Raw genomic sequence first — 26,179 nt, 5'->3', positions numbered from 1 at the left:
GAAACGTCATTTTACGCGTCCTAAGCTTGGCAAATCCATCACCGCAACTGCCACGGACATTCGCCCCGTGATCACCGCCGCGCAGCTTCGAGCCGCCCGTGCCTTGCTCAGGATCGACCAGCGCGAACTCGCGCAGCTCTGTTCGCTGTCGCTGCCGACGATCCAGCGAATGGAGGCCTCCGAAGGGGTGATCCGCGGCAATGTCGATTCCCTGGTGAAGCTGGTCGAGGCGCTGTCGGTTGCCGGCATCGAGCTGATCGCCGAGGGGGCGGCGTCGAGCGCCGGGGGCCGTGGTGTGCGGCTGAAATCTTCACCCCCGAGCGCAGGCGGCCAATAGCGATGGCGACGCGCGCGCGGATCATGATCGAGGAGCGGCCATGATCGCCGTGGCGCTATGGTCGGTGGCGGCTCTGCTGGCGCTGGCGCCTGCGGGGGTCGTGCTGTCGGCGCGCCCGCGCGGCTCGTTCATCCTTTACGGCGGATGCCTGATCGCCACATCGACGCTATGTGTCACGGCGCTGTCCGATCTGCTCTATTTCCCTTATCTGACGCCGACCGCGACTCTGCCGATCGGCCTGCCCTGGCTCGGTGCCCATTTCCGGCTCGATGCACTGTCCGCGTTCTTCCTCGTCGTCGTCAATCTCGGCGGCGCCGCTGCGAGCCTGTTCGCGCTCGGTTACGGTCAACACGAGGACTCTCCCGGCCGCGTGTTGCCGTTCTATCCTGCCTATCTCGCGGCGATGAACGTCGTCGTGCTGGCAAATGATGCCTTCAGCTTCCTGGTCGCCTGGGAATTCATGTCGCTGACCTCCTGGGCGATGGTGGTGTCGCATCACCGGGAGGCCGAGAATGTCCGCGCCGGCTATGTCTATCTTCTGATGGCAAGTTTCGGCACGCTGGCGCTGCTGCTCGCCTTCGGCCTGCTCGCGAGCCGCGCCGGTTACGATTTCGACGCGATCCGAGCCTCGCATCCTTCTGCTGCGCTGGCCGGCATGGTGGTGATCCTCGTGCTGCTGGGCGCCGGCTCCAAGGCTGGCCTGGTGCCGTTACACGCTTGGCTGCCGCTCGCCCATCCTGCCGCCCCCAGCCACGTCTCCGGCCTCATGAGCGGCGTCATGACCAAGGTCGCCGTCTACGGCTTCGTACGCATCGTCTTCGATCTGCTGCCGGAGCCGGTGTGGTGGTGGAGCGTGGTGGTGCTCCTGGTCGGCGGACCGACCGCGACGCTGGGTGTGCTCTATGCGCTCATGCAGCGCGACATCAAGCGCGTGCTCGCTTATTCGACCATCGAGAATATCGGCATCATTTTTACCGGCCTGGGGCTGGCACTCGCCTTCAAGGCGCAGGGGCTCGATTGGGTGGCCGCGCTCGCCTTCACTGCGGCGCTGCTGCACGTCTTCAATCACGCGCTGTTCAAGAGCCTGCTGTTCTTCGGCGCCGGCGCCGTGCTGGAAGTCACCGGCGAGCGCGATATGGAGAAGCTCGGCGGGCTGATCCATCGCATGCCGAAGACGGCGTTCGCGGTGCTGGTCGGCTGCGTCGCGATCTCGGCATTGCCGCCGTTCAACGGTTTCGTTTCGGAATGGCTGACCTTCCAGGCCATCCTGCTCTCACCGCAGCTGCCGAACTGGGGATTGAAGCTGATCATCCCGGCGGTCGGCGGACTGCTGGCGCTCGCCGCTGCTTTCGCCGCGGCGTGTTTCGTCAAACTCTACGGCATCAGCTTCCTCGGCCGTCCCCGTTCGGATGTCGCCGCATCCGCGCACGAGACGGATCGCTTCTCGCTCGCGGCGATGTTCGCGCTTGCTGCTCTCTGCCTCGTCGCCGGCATCCTGCCCGGCCTCTTCATCGACGCGCTCGCGCCGGTGAGCAAGGCCATGGTCGGCAACGTCATGCCGCACCAGACCGGACTGGAGTGGCTGACCATCGTGCCGATCGCGGAGAGCCGCAGCTCCTATAACGGCCTCTTGGTGTTTCTGTTCGCAGCGCTCAGCGGCATGGCCGCAGCCTCCGCCATTCATCGCCTGGCGTCCGATCGCCTGCGTCGCGCACCAGCCTGGGATTGCGGCTATCCGGATCCGAGCCCCGCGATCCAGTACTCCGCCTCCAGTTTCTCGCAGCCGATCCGCCGCGTGTTCGGCAGCGTCATCCTTGCCGCGCGCGAGATCGGCGAGATGCCGCCGCCCTTGTCGCCCGCGCCGGCCCGGCTCACGGTCGACATGCGCGACCTGATCTGGGATGCGCTCTACGCGCCGATCGCCAAGGTGATCAGCGTCGCGACCGAGCGCATCAATACGCTGCAATTCCTCACCATCCGCCGCTATCTGACCCTGGTCTTCGCCGCGTTGGTCGTGCTGCTCCTGGTGGTGGCGCTATGACCACGCTTCGCGACATCCTCTCGCAAGGCGTCCAGATGTGCCTCGTGCTGCTGCTTGCGCCATTGCTCACCGGCTTCGTCCGGAAGGTGAAAGCGCGGCTGTTGCGCCGGCGCGGTCCGCCGCTCATGCAGCCCTATCGCGATCTCATCCGCCTGATGCGCAAGGACGTCGTGCTGGCGGACAACGCCTCCTGGCTGTTCCGCGTCATCCCCTATCTGATGTTCGCAGGCACCTGGGTCGCGGCCTCGCTCGTGCCGACCTTCGGCAATGGGCTCCTGTTCTCCTGGAGCGCCGACCTCATCGCCATCATCGCGCTGCTCGGCAGCGCCCGTTTCTTCCAGGCACTCGCCGGCATGGACGTCGGCACCGCCTTCGGCGGCATCGGCTCCAGCCGCGAGGTGATGATCGCCTCGCTCGCCGAGCCTGCGATGTTGATCACCGTCTTCTCCGTCGCGATGATCGCGGGCTCGACCCAGCTGTCCAACGTCGCCGAATTCATGGGCTCGGACGCGGTCGGCCTGCGCGTGTCGCTTGGCATGGCCTTCGTCGCGCTGACCATCGTGGCGCTGGCGGAGAATGCCCGGATCCCCGTCGACAATCCGGCCACCCATCTCGAACTCACCATGGTGCATGAGGCCATGGTGCTGGAATACTCGGGGCGGCATCTCGCGCTGATCGATCTGTCGTCGCAGCTCAAGCTCCTGCTCTATGTCTCACTGATCGCCTGCGTGTTCCTGCCATGGGGCACGGCGGCGGCGGATGCAGGCGTCGTGAGGCTCGGCCTTGGTGCACTGCTCTATCTCGGCAAGCTCGTGGTCCTCGGCTTCCTGCTCGCCGTATTCGAGACGTCGATCGCCAAGATGCGGGTATTCAGGATCCCCGAGTTCCTGGGCGCGGCGCTGATGCTGGCGCTGCTTGCCACCCTGTTGCGCTTCGTATCCGGGAGCCTCTAGCGATGAGCAGCCTGCAATTCGACATCGCCCATCTGCTCGCCGGCTCTCTGGTGCTCGCGAGTTTCATGATGCTCTACCAGGACCGGCTCTATGCGCTGCTCAACGTCTATGCGCTGCACGCCGGCGTGCTGGCGCTGTCGGTCGCCTGGCAGGCCTATGTGCAGCACGCGCCACATCTCTACGTCACGGCGCTGATCGCACTGGTCTTCAAGGCCATCATCATTCCGGTGGCGCTGCACCGGATCATCCGACAACTCGGCATTCACCGCGAGATCGAGAACGTGATCGGCGTGGGCCTGACCATGATGGCCGGGATCGGCCTCGTCGCGCTGTCGATGGTGGTGATGCTGCGTGTCACCCCGGGCGCCGACGCGCTGGCGCGCGAAGACCTTGCCTTTGCGCTCTCGGTGCTGCTGCTCGGCCTCCTGATCATGGTGACGCGGCGTAACGCGGTGAGCCAGGTGGTCGGCTTCATGTCGCTGGAGAACGGGCTGGTGCTGGCGGCAACCGGCGCCAAGGGCATGCCGCTGGTGGTCGAGATCAGCGTCGCCTTCTCGGTGCTGATCGCCTTCATCGTGATCGGCATCTTCCTGTTCCGCATCCGCGAGCGTTTTGACAGCGTGGACGTGCAGGAGCTCGATCGCTTCAGAGGAGAGCGGCGATGACGATCGACGCGCTCGGGGCGATCCTGCTGATCCCGGCCATCTCGGCCGCGCTGCTCGCGATCCTGCCCGGCTACCTGCTGACGGCGAAGCTCAATGTCGTTGCGGCGTTCGCGACCTTCCTCACCTCGCTGTCGCTGTTCGTGATCGAGCCGACGTCGGGGCAATATCTGCTGCTTGACGACCTCAACAAGGTCTTCATCGTCCTGACGACCTTCGTCGGCTTCACGACATCGGTGTTCAGCGCGAGCTACATCCACCACGAGATCGAGACCGGTCGGCTGACGCCGGCCTTCCTGCGCTTCTACCACGCGATGTACCAGACGCTGATGTTCGCGATGAACCTCGCGCTCGTCGCCAACAATATCGGCCTGATGTGGGTCGCGGTCGAGATGGCGACGCTGACGACCGTGCTGATGGTCGGTATCTACCGCACCCACGAGGCGCTGGAAGCCGCCTGGAAGTATTTCATCCTCGGTAGCGTCGGCATCGCGCTCGCGCTGTTCGGCACGATCCTGGTCTATATGGCGGCGCGTCCCGCGGTGGGCGAGGGGCTGGACGGCATGGTATGGACGGTGCTGGTGAAGCACGCCGCACAGTTCGACCCGGCGTTGCTCAACGTCGCCTTCGTCTTCCTCCTGCTCGGCTACGGCACCAAGGTCGGCCTCGCACCGCTGCACGCCTGGCTGCCGGATGCGCATGCCGAGGGCCCGACGCCGATCTCGGCGGTGCTGTCCGGTCTGTTGCTCAATGTCGCGCTCTATGCGCTCCTGCGCTTCAAGATGATGCTCGCGGTCAACTCCGCGGCGATCGCGCCGGGTCCGCTGATGGTGACCATGGGCCTGATCTCGGTGATCTTCGCCGCACTGATGCTGTACCGGCGCCGCGACATCAAGCGGATGTTCGCCTATTCCTCGATTGAGCATATGGGCATCATCGTCTTCGCCTTCGGCATGGGCGGGCCGCTCGCGAATTTCGCAGGGTTGTTGCATATGACCATGCATTCGCTGACCAAGTCGGCCATCTTCTTCGCGGTCGGCCATATCGCACAGGTCAAGGGCACACAGAAGATCGCCGATATCGGCGGGCTCACGGTGACCAACCCTGCGCTCGGCTGGGGCCTGATGCTCGGCGTCATCGCCATCGTCGGGCTGCCGCCGCTCGGCATCTTCATGAGCGAGTTTCTCGTGGTGAGCTCGACTTTCGCCCGCGCGCCCTGGCTGACGGTGATCCTGGTGCTCGGCATCATCATCGCGCTCGGCGGTCTTTTCTTGCGGGTCGGCGCGGTGATGTTCGGCGAGCCCAAAGGCAAGACCGCGCCGGCGGAAGCCTCCTACGTGCCGATGTTCACGCACCTCGGATTGGTGCTGATGGCCGGCATCTATCTGCCGCCGGTGCTGGTCACCGGTTTCCAGAACGTCGCGAAGCTGCTGGGGTAGCGATGGACATCCTCGACAACATCCCCCAAGTCAAAGCGGTGTTGTCGCACCGGCCCTGGCCGCGCGCGGTCGTGACGGAGGCGGGGTGGCAGGCGGCGATCGATCGACTGGTCGAGGGAGGCCTCACACTGCTTGGCCTCTGGGGTGAGCCGACCGCGGTGCATATGGCTGTGCGCGATGGAGGCTCGGCCGAGATCGCGGTCGTCACCTACGAGTGTGCGGCCGGCACATTTCCAAGCGTCGCCAGCCGTCATCCGCCGGCGCTTCGGCTGGAGCGGACCATCCACGATCTGTTCGGGCTCGTTCCAAGTGTCGCCGACGATCTGCGGCCATGGCTCGATCACCATGCCTGGGGCAAATCCTATCCGCTCTCCGGCCGCAACGCATCGCGCGACGTGCGGCCATACCAGTTCCTGCCGGCCGAGGGCGAGGCGTTGCACCAGGTGGCGGTCGGCCCCGTCCATGCCGGGATCATCGAGCCCGGCCATTTCCGCTTCACCGCCAATGGCGAGCATGTCGTGCGGCTGGAGCAATGGCTCGGCTACACCCACAAGGGCATCGAATCGCTGATGCAGGGCGCGAGCCTGGAGGTTGCTGCGAAGCTCGCCAGCCGCACTTCCGGCGACAGCGCCGTCGCCTATGCCTTCGCCTTTGCGTGTGCCGTGGAAGCGGCGCTGCAGATCGAGGCGCCGAGGCAAGCGACCCTTTTGCGGGCGCTGATGGCGGAATTGGAGCGGCTCGCCAATCATTTGGGCGACATCGGGGCCATCTGCAACGACGCGTCGTTCGCGCTGATGCATGCCCAGACCGGCATTTTGCGTGAGCGCTGCTTGCGCGCTGCGAATGTCGCGTTCGGCCATCGCCTGATGATGGACGTCATCGTGCCCGGTGGTGTGACCCGTGACATCGCGCCGGACGGCGTTGCCGCGCTACGCGCGCTGCTCGCGGAGCTACGCAAGGTCTTTCCGCGCCTGGTCGAGCTCTATGACAACACGGCGTCCTTGCAGGACCGCACCGTCACCACGGGCATCGTGAAGGCGGAATATGCGCGCCGGTTTGGCGCCGGCGGTTATGTCGGCCGCGCCTCGGGCCGCGATTTCGATGCGCGGCGGGCGATTGCCTACGCGCCTTACGACACGTTATCGTTCGAGGTGCCGGTACTCCAGGCCGGTGACGTGAACGCGCGGGTCTGGATCCGAATCCGCGAGGTCGAGCAGAGCATCGGGTTGATCGAGCAGATCCTCGACCAACTTGGGCCGGGAGGGCTCGAAACCGCGCTGCCTCCCGGGATCGGCCGCGGTGCCTGCGAAGGCATGGCTCTCACCGAGGCCTTCCGCGGCGACGTTCTGGTGTGGCTGCGGCTCGATGGCGAGTTGCGCGTCGAACGCTGCCACCTGCGCGACGCGTCGTGGTTCCAGTGGCCGCTGCTGGAAACCGCGATCGAGGGCAACATCATTGCCGACTTCCCGCTCTGCAATAAGTCGTTCAACTGTTCCTATTCGGGCGTGGACCTCTAAGCCATGCGCAAGACCCTGCTCGAAAGCCTCACCCATGGTTCGCTGACGGAGCCCGCGCCAGCGCCGGACGATTCAGCGCTGGCGGAGCTCGCAGCGAAAGTCGACCGCGCCGCCCAGGCCAGGCTTGGGCGTTCTCTTGCCATTCGCGCGGTCGATGCCGGGTCATGCAACGGCTGCGAGCTCGAGATCCACGCGCTGTCCAACGCCTTCTACGACATCGAACGTTTCGGGCTGCGCTTCGTCGCCTCGCCGCGCCATGCCGACGTGCTGCTGGTCACGGGGCCCGTGACGAAGAACATGCGACAGGCGCTGGAACGGACCTACAACGCGACGCCCGATCCGAAATGGGTGGTCGCGGTCGGCGGTTGCGCGATCGATGGCGGTATTTTCAGAGGCAGCTACGCCTGCGTCGGCGGCGTATCCGAGACCGTTCCGGTGGATCTGCACATCAAGGGCTGTCCGCCATCGCCGACGGACTTGTTAAAGGGCCTGCTCGCGCTGCTGAAGCACGTCAGCGGCACGCGGTAAGCCGCCGCACCCACGCTCCGTCACCGCTCTCGCGCGGAATGACAGCGGTGTTGTGGGTGGATTACGGTCTGGCCAAGCCGCGATGGCGTCGAATAGGGCGAGCCCTAATCCACCAAAAGCACCCGGATGTCGTTGACGTTCGTCAGCGTCGGACCCGGCATCAGCAGATCGCCCGTCGCCTCGAAGAACGTCGTCGCGTCGTTGTTGTCGAGATACGCCTGCGGCGCGAGCCCCAGCGCCTTCATCTTCGCAAAGGTCGCCGCGTCGATCAGCGCGCCGGCGGGATCGGTGGGATGGCCCGCGCCGCCGTCGGCGCCGTCGGTGTCGCCGGCGAGTGCCGAGATATTTGGCGTGTCCTTGAGCAGGGCGGCCAGCGCCAGCGCGTATTCCTGATTGGGACCGCCGCGGCCATTGCCGCGCACAGTCACCGTGAGCTCGCCGCCGGAGAGAATTGCGACGCGCTTGCCTTGCGCGCGGGCCTGCAGCGCCAGCCTGGCGTGATCGGACGCGACCTCGCGGGCCTCGCCTTCGAGATCGGCGCCGAGGTCGATGGTCTCGTAACCGGCGTTCTTGGCAAGCGTCACCGCGGCGTCGAGCGACTGCTTGGGACGCGCGATCAATTCGAAACGCGCGCGCGCAAAGGCGGCATCATCAGGCTTGGCGCTTTCGTTGGCGGGATCGTCCAGCGCGCGGCGCACGGCATCGTCGATCGCGAGCTTGTATTTCGCAACGATCGCGCGCGCATCGGAAAGCGTGGTCGGATCGGGCACAGTCGGGCCGGACGCGATCGCGGACGGGTCGTCATGCGGCACGTCGGAGATCGCGAGCGTCACGATCTCGGCGGCGTTTTGGCCTGCGCGCGCCAGTCGCCCGCCCTTGATGCGCGACAGGTGCTTCCTGACGGTATTCATCTCGCCGATCGGCGCGCCCGAGCGTAACAGCGCCTTGTTGACGGCCTGCTTCTGCGCAAAGCTGATGCCGTCCACCGGCGCGATCCAGTTTGCCGAACCGCCGCCGGTGAGCAGCACCAGCAGCAGATCGTCCGGTCCGGCCTCGCCCGCGAGTGCGAGCGTGTCGGCCGCGCCCTTAAGGCCAGCCTCATCCGGCACGGGATGGCCGGCCTCGACGACGCGGATGCGGCGCGTCGGCACGCCGTAGCCATGGCGGGTGGTGGCGATGCCGACGAGCCGCTCTGGCGCGAGCGCGAGCGTGTCGAGATAGTGCCGCTCCGCAGCCGCGGCCATCGCGGCCGCGCCCTTGCCGGCGGCGAGGCAGATCACGCGCCCCTTGGGTGCGGGGTGCAGATGCGGCGCCAGGATCGTGTTGGGATGCGCGGCGGCAACGGCGGCGTCGTAGAGCGCGCGGAGCAGGGGGCGTCGATCGGTCATGACGAGGGCCTTCAGCAAACTCGTGAGCAGACTAGAGGGAGGGCGACAACGTCGCCATGCACCTGCCTAGCGCATCGGGCGCGAAAGGGTAAGCAGGCTTTACCATCATTCGATTGTGCAATCGCGTGATCATAATCGCCGCAGCAAAAGCCCCCTGCGATCATCTCGCAGGGGGCTTTTTATCGTCGCATGTCCAGTCGAGCTAACCGCCGACGTCGGCGCTGATCACGTCCCCGAACAGCTCCCACTTCTCGCCCTTGAACTTCTCGAGTTGAAGCTGGCTGATCGGCGCGAAATCGGTCGGCGAGGTGTTGATCTTCACGCCCGGCAGCAGCGCCTCGGTGCGGAAGTCCTTCAGGCTCGCCGCCTGCTTCATGATGTTCTCGCGCGTGAGATTATCACCGCACTGCTTCAGCACCTGGACCAGCGTCTGCGCCACGGCGTAGCCGACGATGGTGCCCTTGTCGAGCTTGTCGCCCTCGGGGAAGTACTTGCCCATGAAGGCCAGGAAGTCCTTCATGCCGGGATCGTTGTTCCATTCCGGATCCGACACGTCCTTGAGATAGTCGGCCGAGATGATGTCCTGGCCGTTCTCGTATCCGGCGGGCTTCATCACGCTGCCCACTGAAGCCGAAACGTTGTTGAGGAAGTGCAGCGGCTTCCAGCCGATCTCCGCCACCTTCTTGATCGCCTGTGCGGCGAATTTCGGCGTCGTGATGTTCATGAACACGTCGGCGCCGGTCGACTTCATCTTGACGATGTGGCTGTCGATGGTCGGCTCGGAAGTCTCATAGCTCTCCTCCATGACGATCATCGAGGCGGCCTTGGCTCCCAGGCCGTCCTTCAGGCCCTTGAGATAGTCCTTGCCGTAGTCGTCGTTCTGGTAGAGCACGGCGATCTTGGCGTCGGGCTTGTTCTTCAACAGCCACTTCGCATAGATCTGCGTCTCGCTCTGGTAGTTCGGCTGCCAGCCCATGGTCCAGGGGAAGTTCTGCGGGTCGTTCCACTTGGTGGCGCCGGTGGCGACGAACAGTTGCGGCACCTTCTTCGAGTTCATGTATTTGTGGATCGCGGAGTTCGGCGGCGTGCCGAGCGAGTTGAAGATGAACAACACCTCGTCGCTCTCGACCAGCTTGCGCGCCTGCTCCACCGTCTTCGGTGGCGAATAGGCGTCGTCATAGCTGATGTAGTTGATCTTGCGGCCGTTGATGCCGCCTTCGTCGTTGATCTTCTTGAAATAGGCGGATTCGGTCCGCCCGATGATGCCGTAGGCGGAGGCCGGTCCGCTGTAGGGCATGATGTTGCCGATCTTGATTTCGGTATCGGTCGCGCCGGTATCGTATTTCTTCTGGGCCGATGCGATGGAGGTCGTGGCCGCAATGAGCGCGAGCGCCAGTGACGCGGCCGCAAGCTTGCCGGTGACAGCGGGCATTCCAATCTCCCTATTTTCTTGGTGTGTGTGCGCTCCTTTTTTTGCCTTGACTGTTTTTGGCGACGCGACCGCAATTCAATACGATTTACCCCGGGCCTTCAACAGAAAGCCCCCGCGACAACGTCGCAGGGGCTGCGTCTTTAGTAGTCAGAGCCTCCTGTGCAACTGCGAGAAGGCGAGACCGTCTTGAGTTGCCTGGCGGGACCCAGGCTATTCTGAGTTGCGATCAGTGACCGAGGTCACTCGAGATGATTTCGCCGAACAATTCCCACGTCTTGCCCTTGAACCGCATCATCTGGAGCTGCTCGATCGGCGCGAAATTGTCGGGCGCGGTGTTGATCGTGATGCCGGGCAGCAGCGTGTCCGGCTCGAAGTCCTTCAAGGACGCCGCCTGCTTCATGATGTTGTCGCGGGTGAGGTTGTCGCCGCACATCTGCAGCACCTTCACCATGGTCTGGGCTGCCGCATAACCGAACACCACGCCGGCATCGAGCTTGTTGGCCTTCGGATTGAACTGCGCGATGAAGTTGTAGAACCGCTTCATGCCCTCGTCGGCGTTCCATTGCGGGTCGGAGCCGTCCTTGGTGTAGCTCGCCGACAAAATGCCTTGCGAGATCTCGTAGCCCGCCGGCTCGATCACGCCGCCGACCGAAGTCGAGACGTTGGAGACGATGTGCATCGGGTGCCAGTTGATCTCGGCCGCCTTCTTGATCGCTTGCGCCGCGAATTTCGGCGTGGTGATGCTGATGAAGATTTCCGCGCCCGCGGCTTTCAGCTTCACGACGTGCTCGTCGATCGCAGGCTCCGAGGTGTCGTAAGGCTCCTCCATCACGATCATCGAGGCCTTGTCGCCGAGCCCGTCCTTCAGCCCCTTCAGATAGTCCTTGCCGAAATCGTCGTTCTGGTAGAGCACGCCGATCTTGCCGTCCGGCTTCTCCTTCATGATGTACTTGGCGTAGATTTTGGCTTCGCTGGCGTAGCTCGGCTGCCAGCCCATCGTCCACGGGAAGTTCTGCGGATCGTTCCACTTCGAGGCGCCGCTCGCCACGAACAATTGCGGCACCTTCTTCTCGTTCATGTATTTGCGGATGGCACTGTTGGTGGAGGTGCCGAGCGAGCCGAAGATCAAGAGCACGTTGTCGCTCTCGACCAGCTTGCGCGCCTGTTCCACCGTCTTCGGCGGCGAATAGGCATCGTCATACGAGATGAACTTGACCTTGCGGCCGTTGATGCCGCCCTCGGCATTGACCTTGTTGAAATAGGCTTCCTCGGCCTTGCCGATCACGGCGTAGGCCGAGGCCGGGCCGCTATAGGGCATGATGTTGCCGATCTTGATCTCGGTATCGGAAGCGCCGCTGTCGTAGGACTTCTGCGCCAGTGCGGGATTCATCGCAGCGCACAACGCGAATGCGGCTGAAAACACCACAACCTGAAATCGAACGGCAGTCATCATTCTCCCACCTCACCTGGATCGGCGCCGCATTGAACAAGATTGATGCACGACGTCAACAAAAAGCCCCCGCGATTGCTCGCGGGGGCTTTCGACCTTGGACTATTGCGTCAGCGCGTCACTCGGGAGCGATGTCGCCGCTCAGGATGTCGCCGAACGGTTCCCACTTCTCGCCCTTGAACCGCTGCATCTGCAGCTGGCTGATCGGGGCAAAGTCATTCGGTCCGGTGTTGATCTTGACGCCGGGCAGCAGGGTATCCGGCGAGAAGTCCTTGAGGCTCGCCGCCTGCTTCATCAGGTTGGCGCGGGTGAGATCGTCGCCGCATTGTTCCAGCGCCTTGACCAGCGTCTGCGCGGCGCCGTAGCCGTAGACGACGCTGGAGTCGGTCTTGTCGGCGCCAGGCATGTACTTGTCGAGGAACTCGACCCATTTCTTCATGTCGGCATCGTCGGCCCAGCGCGGATCGGCGCCGTCCTTGGCGTAAGCCGCCGACAGCACGCCCTGCGCAGCCTCGAACCCCGCCGGCTTCATCACGCTGCCGACCGAGGCCGACACGTTGGTGATGATCTGCAGCGGCTTCCAGCCGAGCTCGGCGGTCTTCTTGATGGTCTGCGCGCCGAACTTCGGCGTCGTGTAGATCAGCAGCACGTCGGGATTGGCGGCCTTGATCTTGACGATGTGACCGTCGATCGACGGCTCGGAGACCTCATAGCTTTCCTCCAGGATGATCGCGGACGACGCCTTGGCGCCAAAACCGTCCTTGGTGCCCTTGAGGTAGTCTTTGCCGAAATCGTCGTTCTGATAGAGGATCGCGACCTTGGCGTCGGGCTTCTCCTTCATCAGCCACTTCGCGTAGATCTGCGCTTCGCTCTGGTAGGAGGGCTGCCAGCCCATGGTCCAGGGGAAGGTCTTGGGGTCGTTCCACTTGGTCGCGCCGGTGGCAACGAACAGCTGCGGGATCTTCTTGGCGTTGAGATATTTCTGGATCGCGGTGTTCGAGGGCGTGCCGAGCGGGTTGAACACGGCAAGCACCTCGTCGCTTTCGACCAGCTTGCGGACCTGCTCGACTGCCTTGGGCGGCGAATAGCCGTCGTCATAGGTGACGTAGACGATCTTGCGGCCGTTGATGCCGCCCTTGTCGTTGATCATCTTGAGATAGGCTTCCTCGGTCTTGCCGATGATGCCGTAGGCCGACGCCGGACCGCTGTACGGCATGATGTTGCCGATCTTGATCTCGGTATCGGACGCGCCGGTGTCGTATTTCTTCTGGGCGAGGGCTGCGTTGGAGGCGAGGGTTGCGACCGCAGTCGCGAGCGCTGCGGTTCGCAGTGTTCTTCCGAAAAGCAATTGGGTCTCCTTGGTTAAAACAACAGTCTTGATGAAGGTCTTAGTTTTTCCTGAGTCGCCCGGCGAGTTGCTGGCCCAGGATCGCGACTTGCCTTGCGCCATGCGGCACGAGGTAGATGACGAGGAACAGCAGCACGCCGAACACGGCGCCGGAGAGGCCCTTGGAGATGCCTTCCGCGATGTTCGGAACGAAGATGATGAAGGCCGCACCCACGATCGAGCCGGGCAGCCAGCCGACGCCGCCGACCACCATGCCGAGGAACAGCTGGATCGCGAGAGTGATGGTGAAGCTGTCGGGCGCGACGAACTGCACCGCGATCGCGCTCAGGCCGCCGGCGACGCCGGTGATGGCCGCGGAGACGCCGAAGGCCAGCGTCTTGTACAGCGCGACGTTGACACCCATGGCGGAGGCCGCGATCTCGTTGTCGCGGATCGCCATGAATGCGCGGCCCGAGCGGGAGCGCAGCAGGTTCACCGAGAAGATGTAGATCGCGAGCACGACGACGAGCGTGAAATAATACAGCCACATGTCCTGCGACATCGGCAGCCCGAACGGCGCGTCGGGCTTGGTGACGACAAGACCCTGCACGCCGCCGGTCCACTTCTCGAGGAAGTTCAGCTTGAGCAGCTGCGGCATCGCGGTGGCCAGCGCGAAGGTCGCAAGCGCGAGGTAGACGCCGGAGAGCCGCAGCGCCGGCTGGCCGAACAGGAAGCCCGCGCCGAAGCAGACCACGCCCGCGACCGGCAGGCAGAGGAAGTAGGGGATGTTGAACTGCTCCATCATGACAGCGGTGACATAGGCACCGATGCCGTAGAACGCGCTCTGGCCGAGCGAGAACTGGCCGCTTCCGCCGGTCAGGATGTTCAGCGCCAGCACGGCGAGGCCCAGATACAACAGCTGGGTCAGCTGGAAGATCACGAAGTTCTTCGCGAACAGCGGAACGGCGATGAGAAGCAACAGCACCACCACCGAGGTGCCCGTGCCCAGCGTCATGGCCCGCTTCGGAACGGCCTCGACCGCCTCGTGGCCTTCGACGACGTCTTCGACTGCGCTCATGATCAAACTCGCTTGACGATGTGCCGGCCGAACAGACCAGCGGGTTTGACGACCAGGACGGAGATGATCAGCGCGAGCGCGATCGGGAGCTTCAGCTCATTGCCGACGCCGGGGATGTAGGTGCCGGCGAGGTTCTCGAAGATGCCCATGAGGAAACCGCCGACCACGGCCCCGAGCGGGCTCGTCAGTCCGCCGAGCACCGCCGCGGCGAAGCCGTAGATCAGCACGCCGCCCATCATGTTGGGCTCGAGGAACACGACCGGGGCGATCAGCATGCCGGCGATTGCGCCGATCGCCGACGCCATGCCCCAGCCCAGCGCGATCATCCAGGACGTGTTGATACCGACCAGGCGCGCCGATTCAGGCACCGAGGCGGCCGCCCGCATGGCGAGGCCGATCCGCGTGTACTGGAAGAAGAAGTAGAGTCCGATCAGCATCAGCACGGTGACGCCGATCATCCCGGCCTGGTGGGTCGAGATCAGCTGGCTGCCGAGGAACGGCGCGGAGCCGAACGGGGTCGGATACTGCTTGATGGTGAAGTCCCAGATCAGGCCGGCTGAGGAATTGATGATCGCAAACAGAGCGATGAAGCCGGCGACGTTGGTCAGGATCGGCGCTTTCGCGAGCGGCTTGAACAGGACGCGCTCGATGGCGATGCCACCGAAGAAGGCGAAGACCAGGGTGATCACGAACGCGGCCCAATACGGCACGCCCCACTGCATCAACTGCCACGAGATGAAGGTCGAGAACATCGCCATCTCGCCCTGCGCGAAGTTGAGATGGTCGATCGCCTGGTAGATCATGACCACGGCGAGCGCCATGCAGGCGTAGATCGCGCCAGTGGCAATGCCGGCCAGCACCTGGTTGGTAAAAAGCTCCATCGTGCCGGCTCCTCAGTAACCCAGATAGGATTTGCGGATTTCTTCGTTGTTCGCGATGTCCTTGGCATTGCCCGACATCACGATACGGCCGGTCTCGATCACATAGGCCTGGTCGGCGAGCTCGAGCGCGAGCTGGGCGTTCTGCTCGACCACCAGGATCGACACCTTGTCCTCGCGGTTGATCTTGCCGAGGATGCCGAACAGGTCGCGCACGACCAGCGGCGCAAGGCCAAAGGACGGCTCGTCGAGCAGCATCAGCCGCGGCCGCAGCATCAGCGCACGCGCCACCGCGAGCATCTGCTGCTCGCCGCCGGAGAGCGTGCCGGCTTGCTGGGTATGCCGCTGCTTCAGAACCGGGAAATGCGCATACATGCGCTCGATGTCGGAGACGATGCCGGCATTGTCCTTGCGGGTGATGGCGCCGAGCTGGAGGTTTTCCTCCACCGTCATGGTGGTGAAGGTGCCGCGGCCCTGCGGCACATGGGCGATGCCGAACCGGACGATGCTCTCGGTCGAGCGGTTGTTCAGCGGCTTGCCGTCGAACTCGATGCCGCCGGTGGAGCGCACCATGTTGCAGATCGCGCGCAGCGTCGTGGTCTTGCCGGCGCCGTTGGCGCCGAGCAGGGTTGTCAGCGAGCCCTCGTCGAGCGAGAAGGAGAGGCCATGGAGCGCCTGGACCTGGCCGTAATAGGCACGCAGGTCCTTGACGTTGAGCAGAACAGTCATTGGTCCTTGCTCCCGAGATAGGCCTTGATGACGTCGGGATCTGCCTGCACCTGGGCGGGCGTGCCTTCCGCGAGCTTCTTGCCGAAGTTCAGCGCGACGACGTGGTCGGCGATCGACATCACGAGGCCCATGTGGTGCTCGACCAGCAGCACCGTCATGTGGCGCTCGTCACGGATTTTGCGGATGAGGTCGCCGAGGACGTAGACCTCTTCGTGGTTGAGGCCACCGGCGGGTTCGTCGAGCAGCAGGATCTTCGGATCGGCCGCGAGCGCCCGCGCCAGTTCGACGCGCTTCTGAGTGCCGAAAGGGAGACCGGAGACGACGGTGTGGGCGAAGTCCTCGAGGTCGAGATAGGCGAGGATCTCGTGCACCTTCTTGTTCACGCTGGTTTCGCTGCGGCGAATCCAGGCGAGGCGCAGTGAGTCGCTGATGATGTCAGAGGAGGTGCGGGCATGCGTGCCGACGCGGACATTGTCCATCACCGAAAGGTTCGGAAACAGCGCCACGTTCTGGAAGGTGCGGCCGATGCCGATCTCGGCGATCCGGTGCGGCGGCCGCGTCAGGATGCTCGCGCCTTCCATCAGGATGTCGCCGGACGACGGCTGGTACAGGCGCGAGAGGCAATTGAACAGCGTGGTCTTGCCGGCGCCGTTGGGGCCGATCAATCCGAGGATCTGGCCCTTGTGCATGTCAAAGGACACGCCGTTGAGCGCGACGATGCCGCCGAACACGACGCTGACGTCGCGAACGGCGAGCAGGGGCGATGTCCCCTGCGCGAGCTGTGCCTGCGTCATGTCGTCTCGCCCACGCTATTCCGCGGGCGATGGGGCGATGCGGACCGCTCCCGATGATGACAAAGGCTATCTGAACCCCTCGGCCACACGCGCAACTTTTCCTCCTGATTTCAGCTTTTTGCTGACTTCTTTTTTGGATTGCGGCATCAGACCCCCAAGTGCCGCTTCGATGTTCCTTACCATCGCCAGCAGTCGCGGTCCAATGTCGTTGATCAAACGCTCTTCCGTGAAGCGGAATGCGGGTGCACCGCAATTGAATGCGTAGGGACCGGTTCCGTCGTTGAGCTTGAGTGCGACGCCGGCGGCACCGATGTCGTCGTGCCAGTCGCCGACGGACATCGCGAAGCCGTATTTCGCAACGGTCTCGCCCGAACGTTCCAGCCCGTCGCGCATCTTGGGCCAGCGGCTGCCGTAGTGTTCGCGCAGGATGCGGGTCACTTCGGCGCGATCCTCGTCGCCGAGCGCCCAGAAATAAGCGCGACCCATCGCGCTGGTTGCAATCGGCACGCGGGAGCCGACGTCGAGTTGAACGCCGACCGTCTCGCTGCCACGGCTTTGCCCGAAATAGATCATGCTATGGCGGTCGCGGCCGCCGATCGCGACGGCGCCGCCGGTGGCACGCATCATTTCCTCGCGAAACGGCTCGGACAAATGCCGAACGCCGAGATTGGCGAGCGCTGCGTAACCGAGCGCCATCGCGGCAGGTGCCAGCTGATACTTCTCGAAACGGGGAACCGGTGTCAGATAGCCGAGCTTCGTCAGCGTGTAGGTCAGCCGCGAAACGGTCGGCTTCGGCAGGTTGGTGCGGGACGCAATCTCCTGATTGCCGAGAAGTCCGTCACTGGGTTGGAATGCTCGCAATACGTCAAGCCCGCGGGAAAGCGCGACGACGAAATTCCGATCGGCCGCGGTCTTCTTTCCTGTACGCTTCATCCCTGATCTGCTCTTGCGCGGAGTCGTTGACAAGCCACGTGCTTCAAAATAACCCTGCCGTCAAGATGCGGAATTAAATTCCGCACCGCGAAATCGAACAAAAGTAAATCCCACCAAGGAGGGAAACCGTGAGCGAAGTGGTCAAGCTTGAGCGTCATGACGAAGTCGGGATCGTCACGGTCAATAGCCCTCCGGTCAATGCGCTGAGTGCCGCAGTCCGCGGTGGTATCCTGGAGTGCATGAAAGCCGCGATCGCCGATCCCGCGATCAAGGGCATCGTGCTGACCTGCGCCGGCCGAACCTTTATTGCCGGCGCCGACATCACCGAATTCGGCAAGCCGCCGAAGCCGCCCGGCCTGAACGAAGTGCTGGCCGAGATGGAGAATTCGCCGAAACCGATCGTGGCTGCGATCCACGGCACTGCGCTCGGTGGCGGCCTCGAGGTCGCGTTGGCCTGTCATTTCCGCGTGGCTGTCAAGGAGGCAAAGCTCGGTCTGCCCGAGGTGAAGCTCGGCCTGCTGCCGGGCGCCGGCGGTACCCAGCGCCTGCCGCGCGCGGTCGGCCCCGAGCTTGCCGTCAAGATGATCGTCGGTGGCGATCCGATTGGCGCCGCTGAGGCGCTGAAGAATGGCCTGATCGAGGAGATCGTCGAGGGCCCGGCCTCCGGCGGCGAAGCCTTCGTCCGCAAGCTGCTGGCCGAGAAGCGTCCGCTGCGCCGCCTGCGCGACGACGATTCCAAGATCGCGGCGGCCAAGGCCGATCGCTCGATCTTCACCAATGCCGTTGCCGCCATGACCAAGAAGTCGCGCGGCCTGGAAGCGCCGTTCGCGGCCGCCGACGCCGTCGGCGCGGCGATCGACCTGCCATTCGACGAAGGTCTGAAGAAGGAGCGCGAGGGTTTTCTCAAGCTCGTCGCCAGCGACCAGTCCAAGGCGCAGCGCTATGCCTTCTTCGCCGAGCGCGAAGCCGCCAAGATCGCGGGCGTGCCCGAAGGTACCAAGTCGCGTCCCGTTAACCGTGTTGCCATTCTCGGCGCCGGCACCATGGGCGGCGGCATCGCGATGTCCTTTGCCAATGCCGGCGTTCCCGTCACCCTGATCGAGACCGGCGAGGAACAGCTCAAGCGCGGCATGGGCATCATGCAGAAGAACTGGGAAGCGACCGCTGCACGCGGCGGCATTCCCGCTGATGCGCCGGCCAAGCGCATGGCGCTGATCAACGGCGTCGTCGGCATCGAGAATGTCGGCGATGCTGACCTCGTCATCGAAGCCGTGTTCGAGACCATGGCGGTGAAGAAGGAAGTGTTCGGCAAGCTCGACCAGTACGTCAAGCCGGGTGCGGTGCTGGCCTCCAACACCTCGTATCTCAACATCGACGAGATCGCGAAGTCGACCAAGCGTCCGCAGGACGTGCTCGGCATGCACTTCTTCTCGCCGGCCAACGTCATGAAGCTGTGCGAGATCGTGCGCGCCGACAAGACCGCGCCGGATGCGCTGGTGACCGCGGTGAATATCGCTCGCAAGATCGCGAAGGTGCCGGCCGTGGTCGGCGTCTGCGACGGCTTTGTCGGCAACCGCATGCTGGCCCAGCGCGGCAAGCAGTCCGAGAAGCTGCTGTTCGAAGGCGCGCTGCCGCAGCAAGTGGACGCTGTGGTGACAAAATTCGGCATGCCGATGGGACCGTTCGCGATGGGCGATCTCGCCGGCCTCGACATCGGGTGGCGCTCGCGCAAGGACCGGGGCATCAAGTCGGAGATCGCGGATGCGCTTTGCGAAGCAGGCCGCTTCGGTCAGAAGACCGGCAAGGGCTACTACAAGTATGAAGCCGGCTCGCGTTCGGCGCTGCCCGATCCTGAGGTCGAGAAGCTGATCGACGAGACGCTGCTGCGTCTCGGACGCAAGAAGCGCGTCGTCAGCGACGACGAGATCCTCGAGCGCATGATGTACCCGATGATCAACGAAGGCGCGAAGATCCTCGAGGAGGGCATCGCGGCACGTCCTTCCGACATCGACGTGGTCTGGCTCTACGGCTATGGCTGGCCGATCTATCGCGGTGGCCCGATGTTCTGGGCCGACACCGTCGGCCTCAAGCACATCGCCGACCGTCTCGCCTACTACGCCAAGGAGACCAACGACCCGAGCCTCGAGCCGGCGCCCTTGCTGAAGAAGCTCGCGGCGGAAGGCAAGACGTTCGCCTCGCTCGCCGCGGCGTCGAAGGCGGCTTGATGCTGCTTGGCTCGCTCTCACAGTTCCCTCCCCCCTTGTGGGGGAGGGTTAGGGAGGGGGGTAGCCCCAAGCGACGTCAGCGTTCGTGGCATCCCCTTCCCCAACCCTTTCCCACAAGGGGGAAGGGAGCCCGTCCACCGGTGCTCACCTCACACGACGCAGTCACGACCGCCTCGCAGAGTATCAATTGTAAATGACCCATCCCGGCGAACAGTTTTACCCCGAGGGCGTGCATTGGGACGACACCATCGCCCAGGGCACGCTCCCCGACCTGCTCTCGACGGCGGCCGCGAATTACGGCGCGCGCGCTGCGCTCGAGTTTCGCGATCGTCCGATCACCTATACCGAGCTCGCCGCGATGGCCGAGCGTGCGGCGGCGGCGTTCCTGCGTGCCGGCTGCGGCAAGAACAATTCTGTTGCGCTGTTCCTCGGCAACACGCCGGATCATCCCGTCAATTTCTTCGGTGCGCTGAAGGCCGGCGCCCGCGTTGCGCATCTCTCGCCGCTCGACGGCGAGATCGCGCTGACGCACAAGGTCTCGGACTCCGGCTCGCGCGTGCTGGTCACCTCGAACCTCCTGGCGCTGCTCCCAACCGCGCTGAAATTCCTGGAGAAGAGGCTGATCGATCGCCTCGTCGTCTGCGAGGACGACGATTGGGGCAAGGTCGGCACGCCGCAGGCGGCGATCCCCGACGATCCCCGCATCGTCACCTTCAAGGCCTTCGTCGAAGGCGCGCCGCTGCCGGCGCAATGGCCGGCTGTTGCGGTCGACGACGTCGCGCTGTTGCAATATACCGGCGGCACCACCGGCCTGCCGAAAGGCGCCATGCTGACGCACGGCAATCTCACCTCGGCGGTGTCGATCTACGAGGTCTGGGGTCTGCCGACGCGCGCGGCGCGCGGCGCGGCCGTCGAGCGCGTGATCTGCGTGCTGCCGCTGTTTCATATCTATGCGCTCACCGTCGTGCTGCTGTCGTCGCTGAGCCGCGGCAATCTGATCTCGCTGCACCAGCGCTTCGACGTCGAAGCGGTGATGCGCGACATCGAGGTCAAGCGCGCGACCTATTTCCCGGGCGTGCCGACGATGTGGATCGCAATTGCCGCGCTGCCGGATCTCGACAGGCGTGACTTCTCCTCGCTTGTCGCGATCGGCTCCGGCGGCGCGCCGCTGCCGGTCGAGGTCGCGAGCTTCTTCGAGCGTAAGGTCGGCAAGAAGCTCAAGAGCGGCTGGGGCATGACCGAGACCTGCTCGCCCGGCACCGGCCATCCGCCGACGGGGCCGGAGAAGCCGGGCTCGATCGGCCTGATGCTGCCCGGCATCGAGCTCGACGTGGTGTCGCTGGATGATCCGACCAAGGTGCTGCCGACGGGCGAGGTCGGCGAAATCCGCATCAAGGGCCCGAATGTCACCAAGGGCTATTGGAACAAGCATAAGGAAGCCGCGGAATATTTCTCCGACGGCCGTTTCCTCACCGGCGACATCGGCTATGTCGACGCCGACGGCTATTTCTTCCTCGTCGATCGCAAGAAGGACATGATCATCTCCGGCGGCTTCAACGTCTATCCGCAGATGATCGAGCAGGCGATCTACACCGTTCCCGGCGTGCACGAGGTGATCGTGCTCGGCATTCCCGACCAGTATCGCGGCGAGGCCGCAAAGGCCTTCATCAAGCTGAAGCCGGACGCAAAGCCGTTCTCGCTCGACGAGCTTCGTGCGCAGCTTACCGGCAAGGTCGGCAAGCACGAATTGCCGGCAGAGGTCGAGTACGTCGACGATCTGCCGCGCACGCCGGTTGGAAAGCTGTCGCGCCACGAATTGCGTCAGCAGCAGAAACCGTCACAATCCAAGCAACCAGGAGGTCGCTCTTGACCGACGCCGTCATCGTTTCCACCGCCCGCACGCCGATCGGCAAGGCCTATCGCGGCATGCTCAACGCCACCGAGGGCGCCACGCTGCTCGGCCACGCCATCGGCGAAGCCGTCGCGCGCGCAAAGGTCGATCCGAAGGAGATCGAGGATGTCGTGATGGGCGCGGCGCTGCAGCAGGGCGCGACCGGCGGCAACATCGCGCGCAAGGCGCTGCTCCGAGCCGGTCTGCCCGTCACCGTTGCCGGCACCACGATCGACCGTCAGTGCGCCTCGGGCCTGCAGGCGATTGCGCTTGCCGCACGCTCGGTGATCTTCGACGGCGTCGAGGTCGCGGTCGGCGGCGGCGGCGAGTCGATCTCGCTGGTACAGAATGACAAGATGAACGGCTTCCACGCGCAAGATCCCGCGCTGCTCAAGATCAAGGGCGAGGTCTACATGCCCATGATCGACACCGCCGAGATCGTTGCCAAGCGCTACGGCATCTCGCGCGAGAAGCAGGACGAATATTCGCTGGAGAGCCAGCGCCGCACCGCCGCGGCCCAGCAGGGCGGCAAGTTCAAGGACGAGCTCGCGCCGATCACCACGCAGATGGCGGTCACCGACAAGGCGACCGGCGCCGTGTCGATGAAGGAAGTGACGCTGTCGCAGGACGAAGGTCCGCGTCCCGAGACCACCGCTGAAGGCCTTGCTGGCCTCAAGGCCGTGCGCGGCGAAGGTTTCTCCGTCACCGCCGGCAATGCCAGCCAGCTCTCGGATGGCGCCAGCGCCTCGGTGATCATGAGCGACAAGGAAGCTTCGAAACGCGGTCTCAAGCCGCTCGGCATTTTTCGCGGCTTCGTCTCCGCCGGCTGCGAGCCGGACGAGATGGGCATCGGCCCCGTCTTCGCGGTGCCGCGGCTGCTCAAGCGTCATGGGCTCAAGGTCGACGACATCGATCTCTGGGAGTTGAACGAGGCGTTCGCGGTGCAGGTGCTGTATTGCCGCGACAAGCTCGGGATCGACCCCGAGAAGATCAACGTCGACGGCGGTGCGATCGCGGTCGGCCACCCCTACGGCATGTCGGGCGCGCGCCTGACCGGCCACGCTCTGATCGAAGGCCGTCGCCGCAAGGCGAAGTACGCGGTCGTCACGATGTGCGTCGGCGGCGGCATGGGCGCGGCCGGCTTGTTCGAGATTTTGCAGTAGTTCACAGGAGGATCCGATGGATCTCGCATTCACGAAGGAAGAGCAGGCGTTTCGCGAGGAAGTGCGGTCATTCTTCCGCGACAACGTGCCGCCGGATACGCGGCGCAAGCTGGTCGAGGGCCGTCATCTCTCGAAGGACGAGATGGTGACGTGGTGGCGCATCCTCAACAAGAAGGGCTGGGGCACCAGCCACTGGCCGACGCAGTATGGCGGAACGGGGTGGACCTCGGTGCAGCACTACATCTTCAACGAGGAGCTGCAGTCCTATCCGGCGCCGCAGCCGCTCGCCTTCGGCGTCAGCATGGTCGGCCCCGTCATCTACACCTTCGGCAACGAAGAGCAGAAGAAGAAGTACCTGCCGCGCATTGCCAATGTCGACGACTGGTGGTGCCAGGGCTTCTCGGAGCCTGGCTCCGGCTCCGATCTCGCTTCGCTGAAGACGAAAGCCGAGCGCAAGGGCGACAAGTGGATCATCAACGGCCAGAAGACCTGGACCACGCTCGCCCAGCACGCCGACATGATCTTCTGCCTCTGCCGCACCGACAACAATGCCAAGAAGCAGATGGGCATCTCCTTCATCGTGTTCCCGATGAAGTCGAAGGGCGTTACCGTGCGCCCGATCCAGACCATCGACGGCGGCGTAGAGGTCAACGAGGTCTTCTTCGATGACGTCGAGGTTCCCTACGAGAACCTGATCGGCGAGGAGAACAAGGGCTGGGATTACGCCAAATTCCTGCTTGGCAATGAGCGCACCGGCATCGCGCGGGTCGGCGTCTCCAAGGAGCGGCTGCGCCGCATCCGCGATTTGGCCTCCAAGGTCGAATCCGGCGGCAAGCCGATCATCCAGGACGCCGCGTTCCGCGAGAAGCTGGCGGCCTGCGAGATCGAGCTGAAGGCGCTCGAGCTCACCCAGCTCCGCGTCGTCGCCGACGAAGGCAAGCACGGCAAGGGCAAGCCCAATCCGGCCTCATCGGTGCTGAAGATCAAGGGCTCCGAGATCCAGCAGACCACCACCGAGCTGCTCATGGAAGTGATCGGCCCGTTCGCCGCTCCCTACGACGTGCACGGCGACGACGGCTCGAACGAGGCCATGGACTGGACCGCCCAGATCGCGCCGAGCTACTTCAACAACCGCAAGGTCTCGATCTACGGCGGCTCCAACGAGATCCAGCGCAACATCATCGCCAAGGCGGTGCTGGGATTGTGAATTCTACCCGCCGCCACACACTCGCCGTCATGGCCGGGCTTGACCCGGCCATCCACGCCTAACCGCACGAAGAACGTGGATGCCCGGCACAAGCCCGGGCATGACGAAATCGACACCGGGAGATGAGAGAACCATGGATTTTGATTTGACCGAGGAGCAGCGGCTCCTGAAGGACAGCATCGACGGCCTGCTGACCGATTCCTACGATTTCGAGAGCCGCAAGAAGTACATGAAGGAGAAGGGCGGCTGGAGCAAAGCCGTCTGGGGCAAGCTCGCCGAGCAGGGTCTGCTTGGCCTGCCCTTCGCGGAAGCCGATGGCGGCTTCGGCGGCGGCGGTGTCGAGACCATGATCGTGATGGAAGCCCTCGGCAAGGCGCTGGTGCTCGAGCCTTATCTCGCGACGGTCGTGATCGGCGGCGGCTTCCTGCGCCATGCCGGCACCGACGCGCAGAAGGCCGCGCACGTGCCCGGCATCGTCGACGGCAGCAAGACGCTGGCGTTCGCCCAGCTCGAGAAGAACTCGCGCTATGATCTGTTCGATGTCGCCACGACGGCGAAGAAGAAGGGCGACGGCTGGGTCATCGACGGCGAGAAATTCGTCGTGCTCAACGGCGAGAATGCCGACACGCTCATCGTCACCGCGCGCACCAGGGGCAACCGCCGCGATACGACCGGCATCGGCGTGTTCCTGGTGCCCGCGAATGCCAAGGGCGTGACCAAGAAGTCGTACCCGACGCAGGACGGCCTGCACGCCGCCGACATCACCCTGACGGGTGTCGAGGTCGGCAGCGACGCTGCGATCGGCAACCCCGACGACGCGCTCGCCCTGATCGAGCGCGTGGTGGACGAGGCCCGCATCGCGCTCTGCGCCGAGGCGGTCGGCCTGATGGACGAATCGCTCAAGACCACCGTCGAGTACATCAAGACACGCAAGCAATTCGGCGTCGCGATCGGATCGTTCCAGTCGCTGCAGCACCGCGCCTCGGACATGTTCGTCGCCGCCGAGCAGGCGCGCTCGATGTCGATGTTCGCGACCATGGCGGGCGATTTCGAGGACGCCAGGGAACGCTCCAACGCGATCGCCGCGGCCAAGGTGCAGATCGGCAAGTCGCTGAAGTTCGTCGGTCAGCAGTCGATCCAGCTTCACGGCGGCATCGGCATGACCATGGAGGCGAAGATCGGCCACTACTTCAAGCGCCTGACCATGATCGAGAACACCTTCGGCGACACCGACTACCACCAGCGCCGCGTCGCGGATGCGGGTGGGTTGGTCTAATCGCCGTATCGCGAGACGGCAGCCGCACAATGATCGTCATGCCCGGGCTTGTCCCGGGCATCCACGTCTTGGCGGCAAGTGAAGAACGTGGATGGCCGGGACAAGCCCGGCCATGACGATGGAGCTGCGAGCACGAAATAGAAGAGGGAGACAGTCAATGAAAAACACCCCGTTCGATCTCACCGGAAAAGTCGCCGTGGTCACCGGCTCCAGCCGCGGCATCGGCCGCTCCTCCGCCGAGCTGCTGGCAAAACTCGGCGCCAAGGTCGTGGTCTCCTCGCGCAAGGCCGACGCCTGCAAGGAGGTCGCCGACGGCATCAATGCGTCCGGCGGTGACGCCACCGTCATCCCCTGCAACATCGCGCGCAAGGCCGAGGTCGAGGCGTTGATTGCGGGCGCCACGAAACACTACGGCAAGATCGATATCCTCGTCTGCAACGCCGCGGTGAACCCGTATTACGGCCCGCTGCTCGACATCACCGACGAGGCCTTCGACAAGATCATGGGCTCGAACGTCAAGAGCAACATCTGGCTCTCCGCGCTCGCGATCCCGCAGATGGCCGAGCGCGGCAACGGCTCTGTCGTCATCATCTCCTCGATCGGCGGCTTGCGCGGCTCGACCGTGATCGGCGCCTACGGTATCTCCAAGGCCGCCGACTTCGCGCTGTGCCGCTCGCTCGCCGGCGAATGGGGCCCGAAAGGCGTCCGGATCAATTGCATCGCGCCGGGCCTTGTGAAAACCGATTTCGCCCGCGCGCTGTGGGAGGACGAAGCCAACCTCAAGCGTCGCACCGCGACCACGCCGCTGCGACGTATCGGCGAGCCCGACGAGATCGCCGGCGCGGTCGCTTATCTCGCCTCGGATGCGTCGAGCTTCATGACCGGCCAGACCATCGTCATCGACGGCGGCGTGACCACGGCTTCGGTGTAG

The 26,179-nt window shown here is 64.4% G+C and carries 22 protein-coding genes; 13 read left to right on the top strand and 9 right to left on the bottom strand.

All coding sequences use genetic code 11. The features are described 5' to 3' along the window. Positions 1–67: 67 nt before the first annotated feature. The 7 genes from K3F49_RS22595 to K3F49_RS22565 are packed head-to-tail and all read left to right on the top strand — an operon-like array spanning position 68 to position 7,477. Positions 68–337 carry a transcriptional regulator gene (locus K3F49_RS22595; protein WP_234683155.1) on the top strand — a complete coding sequence of 90 codons (270 nt, stop codon included), beginning with the start codon at positions 68–70 and terminating at the stop codon, positions 335–337. A gap of 40 nt (positions 338–377) precedes the next feature. Further along, on the top strand, positions 378–2,378 hold the full coding sequence (gene hyfB / locus K3F49_RS22590) for a hydrogenase 4 subunit B (protein ID WP_234683154.1): 2,001 nt from the start codon (positions 378–380) through the stop codon (positions 2,376–2,378). Further along, entirely contained in the window at positions 2,375–3,331 is a 957-nt protein-coding gene (locus K3F49_RS22585) for a respiratory chain complex I subunit 1 family protein (protein ID WP_234683153.1), read from the top strand. The genes hyfB and K3F49_RS22585 overlap by 4 nt, the downstream gene beginning before the upstream one ends. A gap of 2 nt (positions 3,332–3,333) precedes the next feature. Further along, positions 3,334–3,996 (top strand): hydrogenase-4 component E, encoded by a 663-nt coding sequence (locus K3F49_RS22580; RefSeq protein WP_234683152.1) that lies wholly within the window; start codon positions 3,334–3,336, stop codon positions 3,994–3,996. Next, positions 3,993–5,432, top strand: a complete 1,440-nt coding sequence (locus K3F49_RS22575; RefSeq protein WP_234683151.1) for a hydrogenase 4 subunit F — start codon at positions 3,993–3,995, stop codon at positions 5,430–5,432. Before K3F49_RS22580 ends, K3F49_RS22575 begins: the two co-directional genes overlap by 4 nt. 2 nt (positions 5,433–5,434) lie before the next feature. Next, positions 5,435–6,949, top strand: coding sequence for a hydrogenase large subunit (locus K3F49_RS22570; protein WP_234683150.1), 1,515 nt, complete (start codon positions 5,435–5,437; stop codon positions 6,947–6,949). 3 nt (positions 6,950–6,952) lie between these two features. Beyond that, a complete protein-coding gene (locus tag K3F49_RS22565; protein WP_234683149.1) occupies positions 6,953–7,477 on the top strand; it encodes an NADH-quinone oxidoreductase subunit B family protein in 525 nt (174 codons plus the stop codon). A gap of 104 nt (positions 7,478–7,581) precedes the next feature. Here K3F49_RS22565 and K3F49_RS22560 read toward each other — a convergent pair whose 3' ends face one another. The 9 genes from K3F49_RS22560 to K3F49_RS22520 all read right to left on the bottom strand — a co-directional run bounded on the left by K3F49_RS22560 (position 7,582) and on the right by K3F49_RS22520 (position 17,486). Continuing rightward, entirely contained in the window at positions 7,582–8,865 is a 1,284-nt protein-coding gene (locus K3F49_RS22560; RefSeq protein ID WP_234683148.1) for a glycerate kinase type-2 family protein, read from the bottom strand. A 202-nt stretch (positions 8,866–9,067) separates the two neighbouring features. Continuing rightward, entirely contained in the window at positions 9,068–10,297 is a 1,230-nt protein-coding gene (locus K3F49_RS22555; RefSeq protein ID WP_234683147.1) for an ABC transporter substrate-binding protein, read from the bottom strand. Between the two features lie 226 nt (positions 10,298–10,523). After that, positions 10,524–11,747: an ABC transporter substrate-binding protein gene (locus K3F49_RS22550; RefSeq protein ID WP_234683458.1), complete on the bottom strand. Its 1,224-nt coding sequence runs from the start codon at positions 11,745–11,747 to the stop codon at positions 10,524–10,526. A gap of 118 nt (positions 11,748–11,865) precedes the next feature. Next, entirely contained in the window at positions 11,866–13,095 is a 1,230-nt protein-coding gene (locus K3F49_RS22545) for an ABC transporter substrate-binding protein (protein ID WP_234683146.1), read from the bottom strand. A gap of 40 nt (positions 13,096–13,135) precedes the next feature. Beyond that, a complete protein-coding gene (locus K3F49_RS22540; protein ID WP_234683145.1) occupies positions 13,136–14,152 on the bottom strand; it encodes a branched-chain amino acid ABC transporter permease in 1,017 nt (338 codons plus the stop codon). A 2-nt stretch (positions 14,153–14,154) separates the two neighbouring features. Continuing rightward, on the bottom strand, positions 14,155–15,033 hold the full coding sequence (locus K3F49_RS22535) for a branched-chain amino acid ABC transporter permease (protein ID WP_234683144.1): 879 nt from the start codon (positions 15,031–15,033) through the stop codon (positions 14,155–14,157). Between the two features lie 12 nt (positions 15,034–15,045). Beyond that, on the bottom strand, positions 15,046–15,759 hold the full coding sequence (locus tag K3F49_RS22530) for an ABC transporter ATP-binding protein (RefSeq protein ID WP_234683143.1): 714 nt from the start codon (positions 15,757–15,759) through the stop codon (positions 15,046–15,048). Beyond that, positions 15,756–16,553: an ABC transporter ATP-binding protein gene (locus K3F49_RS22525; RefSeq protein ID WP_234683142.1), complete on the bottom strand. Its 798-nt coding sequence runs from the start codon at positions 16,551–16,553 to the stop codon at positions 15,756–15,758. Before K3F49_RS22525 ends, K3F49_RS22530 begins: the two co-directional genes overlap by 4 nt. 66 nt (positions 16,554–16,619) lie before the next feature. Then, positions 16,620–17,486 carry an IclR family transcriptional regulator gene (locus K3F49_RS22520; protein ID WP_234683141.1) on the bottom strand — a complete coding sequence of 289 codons (867 nt, stop codon included), beginning with the start codon at positions 17,484–17,486 and terminating at the stop codon, positions 16,620–16,622. Positions 17,487–17,614: 128 nt separating this feature from the next. On the opposite strand from K3F49_RS22520, the gene K3F49_RS22515 reads away from it, so the two are divergent. The 6 genes from K3F49_RS22515 to K3F49_RS22490 all read left to right on the top strand — a co-directional run bounded on the left by K3F49_RS22515 (position 17,615) and on the right by K3F49_RS22490 (position 26,179). Beyond that, complete coding sequence (locus K3F49_RS22515) at positions 17,615–19,711, top strand: 3-hydroxyacyl-CoA dehydrogenase NAD-binding domain-containing protein (RefSeq protein ID WP_234683140.1); 2,097 nt, start codon at positions 17,615–17,617, stop codon at positions 19,709–19,711. Positions 19,712–19,904: 193 nt separating this feature from the next. Next, positions 19,905–21,581, top strand: coding sequence for a dicarboxylate--CoA ligase PimA (pimA, locus tag K3F49_RS22510; protein ID WP_234683139.1), 1,677 nt, complete (start codon positions 19,905–19,907; stop codon positions 21,579–21,581). Beyond that, positions 21,578–22,765, top strand: a complete 1,188-nt coding sequence (locus K3F49_RS22505; protein WP_234683138.1) for an acetyl-CoA C-acyltransferase — start codon at positions 21,578–21,580, stop codon at positions 22,763–22,765. The genes pimA and K3F49_RS22505 overlap by 4 nt, the downstream gene beginning before the upstream one ends. A gap of 16 nt (positions 22,766–22,781) precedes the next feature. After that, the gene (gene pimC / locus K3F49_RS22500; protein ID WP_234683137.1) at positions 22,782–23,972 is read left to right on the top strand and encodes a pimeloyl-CoA dehydrogenase large subunit; all 1,191 of its coding nucleotides are present in this window, start codon (positions 22,782–22,784) and stop codon (positions 23,970–23,972) included. A gap of 133 nt (positions 23,973–24,105) precedes the next feature. Continuing rightward, positions 24,106–25,248, top strand: a complete 1,143-nt coding sequence (gene pimD, locus K3F49_RS22495; protein WP_234683136.1) for a pimeloyl-CoA dehydrogenase small subunit — start codon at positions 24,106–24,108, stop codon at positions 25,246–25,248. A gap of 157 nt (positions 25,249–25,405) precedes the next feature. Beyond that, on the top strand, positions 25,406–26,179 hold the full coding sequence (locus K3F49_RS22490; RefSeq protein WP_234683135.1) for an SDR family NAD(P)-dependent oxidoreductase: 774 nt from the start codon (positions 25,406–25,408) through the stop codon (positions 26,177–26,179).

It is taken from the genome of Bradyrhizobium monzae, assembly GCF_021458635.1.
Taxonomy (GTDB): domain Bacteria; phylum Pseudomonadota; class Alphaproteobacteria; order Rhizobiales; family Xanthobacteraceae; genus Bradyrhizobium.
This window is presented reverse-complemented; position numbering and strand designations above follow the sequence as displayed.